The sequence below is a fragment of the Faecalibacillus sp. TM498 genome, assembly GCF_020589955.1.
In the GTDB taxonomy this organism is placed as follows: domain Bacteria; phylum Bacillota_I; class Bacilli_A; order Erysipelotrichales; family Coprobacillaceae; genus Faecalibacillus; species Faecalibacillus intestinalis.
The window spans coordinates 1-14,334 of sequence record NZ_JAJDKB010000034.1; the positions used below are offsets into that span (position 1 = coordinate 1).

General features: G+C 29.9%; 13 protein-coding genes. 1 reads left to right on the forward strand and 12 read right to left on the reverse strand.

What is annotated here, in order from left to right; genetic code table 11:
* Positions 1–214 precede the first annotated feature (214 nt).
* On the reverse strand, positions 215–664 hold the full coding sequence (gene dtd / locus LJD32_RS10425) for a D-aminoacyl-tRNA deacylase (protein WP_117783232.1): 450 nt from the start codon (positions 662–664) through the stop codon (positions 215–217).
* A gap of 77 nt (positions 665–741) precedes the next feature.
* Between dtd and LJD32_RS10430 the strand changes: the two genes are divergently transcribed.
* Entirely contained in the window at positions 742–2,010 is a 1,269-nt protein-coding gene (locus LJD32_RS10430; protein ID WP_227392336.1) for a replication-associated recombination protein A, read from the forward strand.
* On the opposite strand, the gene miaA is transcribed toward LJD32_RS10430, so the two are convergent.
* The 11 genes from miaA to rny form a co-directional block, all read right to left on the reverse strand.
* Positions 2,007–2,930, reverse strand: a complete 924-nt coding sequence (gene miaA / locus LJD32_RS10435) for a tRNA (adenosine(37)-N6)-dimethylallyltransferase MiaA (protein ID WP_032089562.1) — start codon at positions 2,928–2,930, stop codon at positions 2,007–2,009. The two genes, LJD32_RS10430 and miaA, sit on opposite strands and share 4 nt — an antisense overlap.
* The gene (gene mutL / locus LJD32_RS10440; protein ID WP_147580501.1) at positions 2,930–4,735 is read right to left on the reverse strand and encodes a DNA mismatch repair endonuclease MutL; all 1,806 of its coding nucleotides are present in this window, start codon (positions 4,733–4,735) and stop codon (positions 2,930–2,932) included. Before mutL ends, miaA begins: the two co-directional genes overlap by 1 nt.
* A gap of 9 nt (positions 4,736–4,744) precedes the next feature.
* A complete protein-coding gene (mutS, locus tag LJD32_RS10445; protein ID WP_227392337.1) occupies positions 4,745–7,252 on the reverse strand; it encodes a DNA mismatch repair protein MutS in 2,508 nt (835 codons plus the stop codon).
* 54 nt (positions 7,253–7,306) lie between these two features.
* Complete coding sequence (cotE, locus tag LJD32_RS10450; RefSeq protein WP_227359746.1) at positions 7,307–7,786, reverse strand: outer spore coat protein CotE; 480 nt, start codon at positions 7,784–7,786, stop codon at positions 7,307–7,309.
* 56 nt (positions 7,787–7,842) lie between these two features.
* Positions 7,843–9,345 (reverse strand): IMP dehydrogenase, encoded by a 1,503-nt coding sequence (locus LJD32_RS10455; RefSeq protein ID WP_032089558.1) that lies wholly within the window; start codon positions 9,343–9,345, stop codon positions 7,843–7,845.
* 90 nt (positions 9,346–9,435) lie between these two features.
* Positions 9,436–9,771, reverse strand: a complete 336-nt coding sequence (locus LJD32_RS10460; protein ID WP_107030555.1) for a YlbF family regulator — start codon at positions 9,769–9,771, stop codon at positions 9,436–9,438.
* Positions 9,755–11,197: a tRNA (N6-isopentenyl adenosine(37)-C2)-methylthiotransferase MiaB gene (gene miaB, locus LJD32_RS10465; protein WP_032089579.1), complete on the reverse strand. Its 1,443-nt coding sequence runs from the start codon at positions 11,195–11,197 to the stop codon at positions 9,755–9,757. Before miaB ends, LJD32_RS10460 begins: the two co-directional genes overlap by 17 nt.
* A gap of 90 nt (positions 11,198–11,287) precedes the next feature.
* Positions 11,288–11,533 (reverse strand): hypothetical protein, encoded by a 246-nt coding sequence (locus LJD32_RS10470; RefSeq protein ID WP_032089556.1) that lies wholly within the window; start codon positions 11,531–11,533, stop codon positions 11,288–11,290.
* A gap of 73 nt (positions 11,534–11,606) precedes the next feature.
* Positions 11,607–11,867 (reverse strand): stage V sporulation protein S, encoded by a 261-nt coding sequence (locus LJD32_RS10475; RefSeq protein ID WP_227359745.1) that lies wholly within the window; start codon positions 11,865–11,867, stop codon positions 11,607–11,609.
* Positions 11,868–11,925: 58 nt separating this feature from the next.
* Positions 11,926–12,711, reverse strand: a complete 786-nt coding sequence (locus tag LJD32_RS10480; RefSeq protein WP_227392338.1) for a TIGR00282 family metallophosphoesterase — start codon at positions 12,709–12,711, stop codon at positions 11,926–11,928.
* 64 nt (positions 12,712–12,775) lie between these two features.
* The gene (rny, locus tag LJD32_RS10485) at positions 12,776–14,332 is read right to left on the reverse strand and encodes a ribonuclease Y (RefSeq protein WP_032089554.1); all 1,557 of its coding nucleotides are present in this window, start codon (positions 14,330–14,332) and stop codon (positions 12,776–12,778) included.
* Positions 14,333–14,334 lie beyond the last annotated feature (2 nt).

Consider the following 14,334-nt stretch of genomic DNA (forward strand, 5'->3'; position numbering starts at 1 on the left):
ACCTAATATTCTTATAAAATCTGCTTTCTGAAAGAGTAAATTCTACTTTTATTTTTCATTTTTTTAAAGTGGAATTTAACTTTTCACTTTAGCCTTTTTTTATTTTTTTCTCTATTCCCCTCTTTTTCTGCCTTTATATCGTTGTTTTTTTATCTGTATTTTTTTGTCATGATTAAAAGAAACGATCTTTACAGAACGTTTCTTTGCCTTATGACTATATGATTTCTTTACTGTCCAGGATGATTGTTGTTGGTCCATCATTGATCAGTGAGACTTTCATCATCGCTCCAAAGATTCCTGTTTCTGTATGGACCCCTGCATTTTCTAATGCTTTATTAAAATATTCATATAATGGTTTTGATATTTCTGGTTTAGCAGCATCTAAAAAACTAGGTCTCCTTCCTTTTTTACAATTTGCATATAAAGTAAATTGTGAAATAGAAAGAATTTCTCCTTTGATATCCATCAATGATAAATTCAATTTTTCATTTTCATCTTCAAAAATTCTTAAATTGATAAGCTTATTAACCATCTTATCAACAATTTCTTCATTATCATCATTCGTAATACCTACTAATACCATAAATCCTTGTTTGATTTGTCCATTTATTTTTCCTTCAATTTCCACGCTTGCTTCACTTACTCTTTGTACAACTAATCTCATATTCATTTCTACCTTTCTTTTTATAAAAGTGTTATAATCATTATAATTCATTTTGTATTAAGGAGGAAGATTTTTTTATGAGTGGAACTTTAGCTTATAATATGAGACCTCAATCTCTTTTAGATATATTAGGACAAAAACATATTATAGGTGAAAATGGTTTATTTACTAAATTTGTAGAAAAGAATCACCCAATGTCTGTTATTTTATATGGCCCACCAGGTTGTGGTAAAACAACTCTTGCAATGGCTTTGGCTCATGATTTAAATATGCCTTGTCGTACTTTTAATGCATCTACAGGAAATAAAAAAGAAATGGATTTGATTATTGAAGAAGCTAAATTATCTAATGGTCTTTTTGTCATTATCGATGAAATTCATCGTATGAATAAAATGAAACAAGATAATTTACTTCCTTATGTAGAAAGTGGTCTATTGATTATTGTTGGATGTACAACAGCTAATCCTTATCATTCAATCAATCCTGCCATTCGTTCAAGATGTCAAATCATTGAAGTTAAGCCTTTAACTCAAGAAGATATTATTCAAGGTTTACATCGCGCTTTAGATAGCGAAAAGGGCTGTCATCATCAATATCAATGTGATGAAGAAGTCTTGCAACATATTGCTCGTCTTTCATCAGGAGATATTCGTTTTGCATATAATTGTTTAGAAGTATGTACAATTATTTCTCATGATAATCATATTACTATTGAAGATGCTAAAAATGCTTTAACACAAGCTAATGGTCAATTTGATAAAGATGAAGATCAATATTATGACACTTTAAGTGGTTTACAAAAATCTATTCGTGGAAGTGATCCTAATGGAGCTATGTATTATTTTGCAAAGTTGATAGAATATAATGATATTGAATCTTTAGAAAGACGTGTTCTTGTTTGTGCATATGAAGATGTTGGACTTGCTAATCCAAATGCTTGTATGCGTACTGTTGCTGCTTTTCAAGCTGCCAGAACAGTAGGATTTCCTGAGGCAAGAATTCCTATTGCAAGTGCTATTATTGATTTGTGTCTTTCACCTAAATCTAAATCATCAGAAGCAGCCATTGATGCTGCCTTAGCTTCTTTAAGACAACAATCTTTGCCTGCACCTGAATATTTAAGATTAACACCTGTTGGTCTAGAAGAGGATGAAAAATATAATTATGATCGTCCTGAGTTATGGGAATATATTCAATATTTACCTGATCAAATCGCAAATAATCAATTCTATGTACCTTGGATGACAAGTCAATATGAAAAAGCTTTAGCTGAAAATTATCGACGTATTTTAAAACATGGTCGTACAAGTAATATTAAAAAATTAAATCATACAAAAAAATCCTAAACTTTTAGGATTTTTTCTATATCATCTGTTACTTGTTCAATGGTTTGTTCAAAGTTTTCTAAATTCACATCATACCAATGAACATCAAATTGGTTTTTAAACCAAGTATACTGTCTTTTAGCGTATTGTCTTGAATGTTTTTTTATTAACTCTAAAACATCATTTAAATCAATTTGATGATCATAATAATCAAACCATTCTTTATAACCAATCGCTTTCATACTTTGATGATTTCTTGTAAGTCCTTGACTATAAAGACGCTCCATTTCTTCTTTTAAACCATTTTCCATCATCACATCAACACGTTTGTTAATTCTTTCATATAAAACATCTCTAGGAAGCGTTAATCCCACAAAATAAGCATCATATAAACAAATATGCTCTTGTTCTTCTAACATTTCACTTTTTCTTTTACCTGTTGTTTCATAGATTTCAATAGCTCTTAAAACACGTCGACGGTTATTGAAATGCAATATTTTTGCACTTTCTTCATCGATTGATTTTAAATGATCATGTAATTGTTCATTTGTATAATCTTTATATTTTTCATTTATTGCATGATGATCATTTTCCATTTCATCAAATTGATAATCATATAATGCTGCTTTTATATATAAGCCTGTTCCTCCAACAATTATTGGAACATGTCCTCTTTGGGTAATTTCTGTTATCTTTTTTCTTACTGTTTGTTGAAAATCATGAACACTGTATGTTTCATCAGGATTTAAAATATCTACACAATGATGAATAATACCTTCTTTTTCTTCTTCTGTGACTTTAGCAGTTCCTATATCCATCTGTTTATAAATTTGCATAGAGTCTCCACTAATAACTTCTCCATTGAACTTTTTAGCAAGAGCTACTCCCATTTTTGTTTTACCAACACTTGTTGGTCCAATTACAACAATTACTTTTTCCATTATACGACCCTCTTAAACAATTTTTCTAATTCATATGCTGAATAATGAATAATCGTTGGTCTTCCATGTGGACAAACATAAGGATTATCACAACGCATTAAATTATCAACAATTGTTTGCATTGACTCAATTGATAGATGACTATTCCCTTTTAAAGATGCTTTGCAACTTAATGTTGCTATAGCATGTTCTTGTAAAGAAAGTAAATCAATTTTATTATCTTTTAATATCTGTTGAATCATATCTTCAATAAATAAATGTTCATTAATTTGATTCATCCACATTGGCAGTTGTTTAATAATAAAACCATTACCAAAAGGCTCTAAATCAATGCCAACTTCTTTTAATAAGTCTTTTCTTTCTTCAATCATCATACATTCACTTAAAGGATATTCAACTGTAATAGGTACTAATAAATCTCTCATTGTCATATCTGGATGACTATATTTTTCCAGAAAATATTCATAATTGATTCTTTCTTGTGCGGCATGTTGATCTATCAAATACATTCCACTATCATCTTCACCTACAATATAAGTTCCATGAATTTGTGCTTTTACAAATATTTTCTTTTTCATTTCTTTTAAAGACACTTCAACTTTTTCAAGTTGGATAGGTTCTTCAACAAGCTTTTCTACAGGTTCTGTTATATATTCATTTTTTTCTTCATGTACAAATAGTGGTTGTTTTTTTTCTTGAATAAATGAAGCTTGTGGTTTTTCTTGAACTTTTGTAGGAATTTCTTGTCTAAAATCAATATCTAGATCCATTTGATCTAGTTGTGGTTTAAAGATTGGTCTTTCTTCTTTAACTTGATAGGTTAAATTTACATTTTCTAAAGTTTTAGATACCGCATCAAAAATTAATTGTTTTAATTCGTATTCTTTAGAAAACTTAACTTCTAACTTGCTTGGATGAACATTGACATCCACTAAATAAGGATCAATTTCAATATTGATGACTGCAATAGGATAACGATTATCTGCTAAATATTTACGATATGCTTGATTAATAGCATCGATTGCTACTTGATTTTTAACAATACGATGATTGACCATCGTAACAATATGATTCTTACTTGCCCTATTCACTTCAATTTTACCAATAAAACCTTCTATTTGAAATTCATCATTTCCAGCTTTTAAATTCAACATATTTTTAACCACAGATAACCCATAAATCTGATGAATAACTTCTAATAAATTTCCATTTCCATTTGTTTTATAAGTCATCTTATCATTATGTATTAAAGTAAAAGCAATATCTGGATGAGATAAAGAAAGTCTTTCTACATAATTTTGTATATGTGCAAATTCAGCATTGACAGATTTTACATATTTTAATCTTGCTGGTACATTTTGAAAAAGCTTTGAAACAGAAATATTTGTTCCTCTATTAAGATCACTTTGTTTTTGTTCAATAAATTTACCAAATTCATAAATTACTGTTGATCCTTGACTTCCATCACTGGTTTTTAAAACAAAACGAGAAATAGAAGCAATGGAAGGAATAGCTTCGCCTCTAAAGCCTAATGTTTGAATACAAAATAAATCTTGATCATTATAGATTTTACTTGTTGCATGTCTTGAAAAACAAAGGCATGCATCTTCTTTATCCATTCCTGATCCATCATCAATAATTTGAATTAAATTCATTCCTCCTTCTTCTATAATAATATCTATTTTAGAAGAAGAGGCATCAATACTATTTTCAACTAATTCTTTGACAACATTTGCTGGTCTTTCAATGACTTCACCAGCTGCTATTTTATTTGCTAAAATATCATCAAGTTGTTTTATTTTCATAGGCCACCTCTACTTTACTAATTTCTTTAATTCGATTAAAGTTGACAAAGCATCTAATGGTGATAAAGCCATTGGATCAATTGTCTTTAAATATTTTTCAACTTCACTTTCTTTTTCAATAACTTGAACTTGTTTTTCTTCAATTAAACAATCTTCTACGTTATTTTCTTCAAGTGTTTCTAATACTAAATTAGCACGATTGATTACTTCATCTGGTAATTTAGCAAGTTTAGCCACATTGACCCCATAAGATTTATTAGAACGTCCTTTTTTAATTAAATATTCAAATACTAAATGATCATTATCTACTCTAGCACTAGCATGAACATTTTGGATACCAAGACCTTTATCTTCTAAAAATGTAAGTTCATGGTAGTGGGTTGAAAATAATGTCATACAATGAATTTCACTGGCAATATATTCAATCATTGCCTGGGCAATAGCCATTCCATCAAAAGTTGCTGTTCCTCGACCAATTTCATCAAATAAAATCAACGATTTTTCACTAGCAAAACGTAAAGCATTATTCGCTTCTAACATTTCTACCATGAAAGTTGATTGACCACTAATTAAATCATCACTTGCTCCAATACGCGTAAAGATTTGATCAAAGATTGTAAGATTCGCATATTTAGCAGGAACAAACGAACCAATTTGCGCCATAATAACAATTAAAGCTACTTGTCTCATATAAGTCGATTTACCACCCATATTTGGCCCTGTAATTAAGATAACTGGTGAATTTTCATCAATTGAAACATCGTTAGGTACATATTTACCATGCCCCATGACTTTTTCAATGACACCATGTCTACCTTCTTTAATATCCATGATTTTTTGATCATTAAAGACAGGTCTTACATAACTATTTTCACTTGCTAACATTGCAAGAGATTGATAAACATCTACACGCGCGATAATTTTCGAAACATCTTGAATCAAATGGACTTCTTTTTTGGTTTCATTTCTAACTTGAGTAAATAAAACATATTCTAATTTTTGAATTTTATCTTGTGCCGATAAAATCTTACTTTCCATATCTTTTAATTCAGGCGTAATAAATCTTTCTGCATTCGATAAACTTTGTTTTCTTGTATATTCGAATTCATCTTTAACAAGATCTAAACTTCCTTTTGTAACTTCAATATAATAACCAAAGACACGATTATACCCAACTTTTAAGTTTTTAATACCTGTTTTTTCTCTTTCTTTTTGTTCAAAATCAACTAACCATTGTTTTCCATGATCTCTTAAATAACGTAATTCATCTAATTCTTCATTAAAATGATCTTTGATAATATTTCCTTCTTTAATCGTAAGAGGAGGATTATCAATAATAGCATCATCAATGAGTTTTGTAATATGTGATAGATCAATGATTTGATTGGCTAATTGATCTGTTAAAGGTTCATTGAATGAATAAAGTTGTTGTTTTAATTCTGGTAAGACTTTTAAAGAAGAAGCAATCCATTTTAAATCTCTTGCATTAATGTTTCCAAAAGCAATACGACTTGATAGTCTTTCTAAGTCATAGATTTCTTTTAATATTTCTTTAATACTTTCTCTTTGAATAAATTGTTGAGTAAAGATTTCAACAATATCTAATCTTTCTTCAATGGCTTCTTTTTTTAAAAGTGGTCGATCAATATAATTTTTTAAAAGTCTTGCTCCCATTGCTGATTTTGTCATATCTAATAACCAAAATAAGGAACCATATTTTTCATGATCTTTAGAATTTTCAGTTAATTCTAATGATTTTTTAGTATAAAGATCCATTGTCATAAAATCTTGATTATTGATTTCTTCAATCATTTGAAGATGTTCCAAGTCTCTTTTTTGTGTTTCAATTAAATAATTTAATAATAAAGTAGATACTTTGATTTCTTTTAAATCTTTTATATTATGAAAAATATCTCGATATTTTTCATTAAATGTTTCATTATCATAATGAGATACCATAATTGAATCATTAAAGTTATATGTACAATCACTTTTAACAACAATTTCTTTAACTTCCATCGAAGCTAATTGATTATTTAAAAGATGATCCTTTTTATCAATATTGATGACTTGAAATTCACCTGTTGTAATATCACAAAAAGCAAGCGTATAAACAAAATCAAAAATCATCATACACGCGATATAATTATTTTTATTCTTTGTCATCGATTCATCAAAAATAGTACCTGGTGTGACAATTTGAACAACACCACGTTCAACAATACCTTTTTTTCCAGGATCTGTTAATTGTTCAACAATCGCGACTTTATGTCCATTATCTACTAATTTTTGAATATATCCACTCGCACTATGAAAAGGAACCCCACACATTGGAACTCTTTCTTTAGCGCCGGCATTTTTCCCTGTTAAAGCAAGTTCTAGTTCTTTAGAAACAACCATCGCATCATCAAAGAACATTTCATAAAAATCCCCTAATCTAAACATCACAATAGAATCTTTATTTTGTTCCTTGATACCTAAATATTGCATCATCATTGGACTGTATTTTTGTTTCATTTTTACACCTCATTCTAATTCGTTGATTATTATAACATAGAAAGAAACATCTTTCTATGTTATGAAATCGGGATTAATTTTCATTTCAAGTTCTTCATCATTTGTTTTACTTTCTACAAGAATTGTTGTATTACCAATGATTTTTAAAGACATTTGTTTTTCTATTTCGATGTGCATTGTTTTATTTTCTAAGGTTGCATGGATACATCGAGGTAAGTATTGACTTTCAACAATAATTTGATCATTTTGACTGAGTTGATGATCTTTCATATTTAAATCAATAGCATCTTGGTAATGCACTTGTTGTTTTAATAAATAACTTTCATTTAAATGACTATACCAAATATGCAAATCAAAACTTCCTTCTATAAATGCTTGATGCTCCCTAATGATTCCTTGATATTGATGATTACAAATCCAACATCCTAGTATTTTATCAATCTCATTAACAACATAATCATATTTAGAAATCGTTTTTTTCGTTCCTTTTGATAAAGTTGCCTTGGTCATGATTTCATACACTTTACCAGCCATTTTGTCACCCCATATAACAATATGTCTAAAAATAAAAAAAAGACTTCAACGAAGTCTTATTTTTGTTCTTTAGCGTCTTTTAACACAACATCATGTGCGCCACCTTCAACAATTGAAGTAGCTGATACTAAAGTGATTTTAGCTTTTTGTTGTAATTCAGGGATTGTTAAAGCACCACAGTTACACATTGTATGTTTAATTTTTGATAATGATAAACCAACATTATCTTTTAAACTTCCAGCATATGGTACATAAGAATCTACACCTTCTTCAAAAGAAAGTTTAGCATCTCCACCCATATCATAACGTTGCCAGTTACGAGCACGAGCAGAACCTTCACCCCAATATTCTTTCATATATTGTCCATTAATTTGAACTTTATTTGTAGGAGATTCATCAAATCTTGAGAAATATCTACCTAGCATAATAAAATCAGAACCCATCGCTAAGGCTAATGTCATATGATAATCATGAACGATACCACCATCTGAACAAATTGGTACATAAATTCCTGTTTCTTTAAAGTATTCATCTCTTGCTTTAGCTACTTCGATTGTTGCTGTAGCTTGTCCACGACCAATACCTTTTTGTTCACGAGTGATACAAATTGATCCTCCACCGATACCAATTTTAACGAAATCAGCACCACATTCAGCTAAGAATCTAAATCCTTCTGCATCAACAACGTTACCGGCACCTACTTTAACAGTATCACCATAATTTTCTCTAATCCAATCGATTGTTAATTTTTGCCATTCTGAGAATCCTTCAGATGAATCGATACATAAAACATCAGCACCAGCTTCTACTAATGCAGGAACACGTGTAGCATAGTCACGTGTGTTGATTCCAGCACCAACAATGTAACGTTTATTTTCATCTAATAATTCATTTGGATTATTTTTTCTATTTTCATAGTCTTTTCTAAATACGAAATAATGTAATCTTTGTTCAGCATCTACTACAGGTAATGAATTTAATTTGTTATCCCAAATCATATCATTACATTCTTTAAGAGATGTTCCTAAATCTGCACAAATTAGTTTATCATATGGTGTCATAAAAGTTTCAACTTTTGTATCCATTGATAAACGAGAAATACGATAATCTCTTCCAGTAACAACTCCTAATAATTTACCGTTAGCAGTTCCATCTGCTGTAACTGCCATTGTTGAATGTCCAGTTTTTTCTTTTAAATCTAAAACATCTTTTAAAGTTGATTCAGGTGATAAGTTTGAATCACTTGGAACGAATCCAGCTTTATAATTTTTAACACGTCTTACCATAGCTGCTTGGCTTTCGATTGATTGAGATCCATAAATAAATGAAACTCCACCTTCTTTAGCTAAGGCAATTGCCATATTGTCATCAGATACAGCTTGCATAATTGCTGAAACTAATGGAACATTTAGTGATAATGCAGGTTCTTCACCTTTTTTAAATTTAACTAATGGTGTTTTTAAACTTACGTTTTCAGCACGACACTCAGCTGATGAGTATCCTGGAACTAATAAATATTCATTAAAAGTACGCGATGGTTCTTCAAAGTAAAATGCCATTTTTTTATCTCCTTATTCTTTCTATATTTTTGAAAAATTATAATCCCCAAATTTAAATAAGTCAATAATAAAAAGAAAAAGTAGGTTTCCCTACTTTAAAGCATTATTCATTTGTTGATTGATTGTTTGTAAGATTTCATTCACTTCATTTTGTAAATATAAATAATTAACAACTAATGGATGATTTTCATAATATGCTTTTTTTTCTTGATATTCTTGAATTGTTTTTGTAACTCGATCATCCTGTTTTGCTTTTTGATTGACAATCTTTTTTTGTAATACTTTTAATTCTTTTTCTAATTGTTTAAGTTTTTCATCATTTAAAACAAGTTTTTCATACTTTTGATATTCTTGAACAACTTCTAAAGCTAAAATTTCTTGATTTAATTTTCTAGCAAGCTCTTCAATTCTAGTCAACTTGTTCACCTTTTAAAGCCCAAGTTTTTACTTCTGTGACTTTTACAGGCACAATTTTACCAATATCTTCTTTACGCCCTTTGAAGTTGATCAATTTTTGATGTGCAGTATATCCTGTCATCATTGTTTCATCACGTTTAGATGGACCATCTACTAAAACATCCACAACTTGATTTAAGAAACGTTGATTTTGTTTTAAAGCTTTTTCTTTAACAACTTCATTTAATCTTTCTAAACGGTCTTGTTTTTGTTCAAACGGCACATTGTCTTGCATTTTAGCAGCAGGTGTTCCTTCACGAGGAGAATAGATAAATGTATAGGCTAAATCGTATTCACATTCTTCATATAAAGAAAGTGTATCTTGGAATTGTTCTTCTGTTTCATTTGGGAAACCAACAATAATATCTGTTGTAATTGAACAATCTGGCATCACTTCTTTAATCATGTGGAAAAGTTCTAAATATTGTTCTCTTGTATATCTTCTACCCATTAATTTCAAGATTTCTGTATTTCCTGATTGTACTGGTAAATGGATATAAGGCATGATGTTATCATATTGATTAATGATTTCAATCATTTCTCTAGAGAAGTCCCATGGATGACTTGTTGTAAAACGAATACGTGCAATTCCAGTTTTAGCAACTTCTTCTAAAAGAGTCGCAAAATCATAGTCTTCTTCTAAATCTTTTCCATAACTATTGACATTTTGTCCAAGTAAAGTGATTTCTTGATACCCATCTGCTTTTAATCCTTTAACTTCTTCAATAATATCATCCATTAATCGAGAACGTTCTTTTCCTCTTGTATAAGGCACAATACAATACGTACAGAATTTATTACATCCATACATGATATTGACCCATGCTTTATGTCCATTAGCACGTGTAACAGGCGTATTTTCAATAACATCCCCTTCTTTAGACCATACTTCTACAACCATTTCTTTACTAAACATTGCTTCTTTTAATAAAGTTGGTAAACGATGAATATTATGTGTTCCAAAGATTAAGTCTATATGTGGGTGTTTTTCTAATATTCTTTTAATAACAACTTCTTCTTGTGCCATACAACCGCATAAACCAAAAATAAGATTTGGTTTTTTCTTCTTTAAGTTTTTAACATAACCTACTTTCCCAAATACTTTTTCTTCTGCATTTTCTCTAATAGCACAAGTATTTAATAAAATGACATCTGCCTCTTCGATTTCTTTAGCAGCTGTATATCCCATCATTTCAAAAATACCTGCTAATGTTTCACCATCACGTTCATTCGCTTGACAACCATAAGTATGAATATAATAAGTTTTTCCTTTACCTACACTTACCATATCACTAGGTATTTCAAAAGCATCTTTTAAATGATCAACTTGTTTTCTACTTCTTTTTTGAGCCTCTTTTAAATTTGGCCCTTTAAAATATTCACTATAATCTTTCATTTTTTCACCACATTTCTTTCCTATTATATACATAAAGTTATCTTTTGGCTAGAAAAAAATAAGGACTTATCAGTCCTTATCATTTTTATCTTATCCAAAGAATCCGTCTGGTTGAATTGAGAAGTATAATACTTTACCTTCTGGAGTTCCTTTAAATACTCCTTTACAATGACCTGCTGCTTCTTCAGGTGATAATTCAGTTTCACATTCAAATTCAGCTTTGATTCCTACTTTTTTAATATATTTACATGATACTTTATCATCTGAATATCCATCAAAGAAATCAATAATTTTTTGAACTTGTCCTGTTTGCATTAATAATTTACATTTTGCCATTTTAAAAAACCTCCATTTACATGTCAGTATTATACAATGAATTTTTAAAAAAAGAAACCCTTTTCACTAAAAATTAACGTAATTCTATTACAAGTCTTAAGGCAGTAATCCTTTTATCATCGACCATTAAATCATGAAAAGAAGGAACACAGATAAGCTCTTTACCTGTTGGTATAATATATCCTCTAGCAATTGCAATTGATTTAATTGCTTGATTAAGTGCTGCTGCACCAATTGTTTGAATCATAAGTTTATCTTGTTCCCTCATTAATGATGCTATTGCTCCTGCAACGTGATTAGGAACAGATGTTGAAGATACTTTAATTATTTCCATATTTTTGCCTCCTAATTCACTATATGAATTATCATTAAAAAAATAACAAAAAAGCATCCTAAGATGCTCGATATAGGTGATCATCATTGATCAAAACTCTTTCAATAGAGATAGGTTGGTGTTTGTCATTAAATTCAATCACGACACCTGAAAACTGTCCTGAATTTTCAGAAATTAAAAATTTTGAACTTAAACCTCTCATACGCGTAATCACACTATCTAAATCACACCCTAAAGAACTTAAATAAGGTCCTGTCATTCCTACATCAGAAATAAATGCTACTTTTTTATCAATAATTCTTTCATCTGCTGTTTGTACATGTGTATGTGTTCCTAAGACCGCTTGTACTTTATCTTTACAATAATAAGCTAAACCTATTTTTTCACTGGTTGCTTCTGCATGAATATCAATAATATGAATATCTTGTTCAAGATTTAGATAATCATCAATATGATCAAAAGGATTCGAATAACGGTTATCCATAAAGACACATCCAAGTGCATTGGTTACTCTTATTTTTGTACCTTTAACATTAAATACTCTTGTATGGACTCCTGGTAAAATACTTGGTTGATTGAAAGGAACAACAAGGCGATCAGCTTCATCAATAAAATCAAGAAGTTCTTTTTTATCAAAAGTATGATTCCCCATTGTCATACAATCAACACCTTCAAAAGTAAAGAAATCATAATGTTTTCTATTTAATCCTTTACCATGTGTCGCATTTTCAACATTTGCGATTACAAAATCAATTTGATAATCTTTTCGAATACGATAAAGATAATCTTCTATCATTTGTCGTCCTACATTTCCAACGATATCTCCTATAAATAAAACTTTCATTTTCTTTCCTCATTTCGTAAAGACATTTTAACATATATAAAAAAAAAGGGAATTGATTTCCCTTTTATTTTGCAATTTCACTCGCACGAATTTCTCTTATAACAGTAACTTTAATATGTCCTGGATAAGTTAATTCTTCTTCAATCTTTGTCTTAATATCACGTGCAATCTTATGACTTGCTAGATCATCCACTTTATCAGGTTTTACAACGATACGAATTTCACGTCCTGCTTGAATTGCATAGACACGATCGACACCATCAAAGCTTTTAGCCATTTCTTCAAGTTTTTCAAGTCTTTGAATATAATTTTCAATTGTTTCACTTCGACTTCCTGGTCTAGCAGCTGATAATGTATCAGCAGCAGCTACTAAAATAGAAATAACACTTGTTGCTGGTACATCCCCATGATGTGAAGCAATTGCATTAATAACAGTTGGATGTTCTCCATGTTTTTTTGCGAATTTTGCACCTAATTCAACATGGCTTCCTTCCATTTCATGATCCATTGCTTTACCAATATCATGTAATAGACCTGCACGTTTAGCTAATTGTTGATTTAATCCTAATTCAGCAGCCATAATTCCTGCTAAATGTGCAACTTCTAATGAATGTTGAAGCGCATTTTGACCATAGCTTGTACGATATTTTAATTTACCAATTTGTTTAACAATTTCTTTATCAATACGAGAAATACCTAATTCAAAAATTGCATTTTCTCCAGTTTTACTAATAACTTCATCTAATTCTTTTCTTGTTTTATCAACAACTTCTTCGATTCTTCCTGGTTGAATACGTCCATCTCTAATTAAAGTTTCTAATGATAAACGAGCAACTTCTCTTCTTACTGGATCAAAGCAAGAAATCGTAATTGCTTCAGGTGTATCATCAATAATTAAATCTGCACCTGTTGCTTGTTCGATTGCTTTAATATTACGACCTTCACGTCCAATGATACGTCCTTTCATTTCTTCACTTGGAAGATCAACAACAGTTACTGTTCTTTCAGTAACCTCTTCTTGAGCGTATCGATTAATTGCATTGGCAATAATGTCTCTAGACATATCAGCAGCTTTACTTTTAGCTTCTTCTTCTTGTTCTTTTATGTAAGCAGACATTTCTAACGAAATTTGTTGTTCAACTTGTTTGAACAATTCTTCCTTAGCTTCTCTTGCTGACATAGCGGCAACTTTTTCTAATTCAACAACTTTAGAATCAATTTTATCTTTTAATTCAGCCTCTAATTTATCTATTCCAGCTTCTTTAATATCTAATTGTTTAATTCTTTGTTCAAGAACGTCTTCTTTACCTTGAACAGCAATATCTCTTCGTTCAATACCTTTTTCACGTTCTGAAAGATTATTTTCAAGTTCAGTAATTTCTTGTTTTTGTTCTTTAATTTCTTTTTCTGCTTCTAATTTTAATTCATAAGCTTGAGTTTTAGCATCTAAAATAGCTTCTTTAACTAGATTATCAGCTTTACTCGTTGCATCATCAATAATCTTTTGAGCACTTACATTAGCTTTTGAAATATTTAGTTTTGCATATACAAAATAAATAAGAACCCCAACAGCGACAGCTAGAACATAGGATAAAATAGTGGCAATATTTAAACCTGGCATAT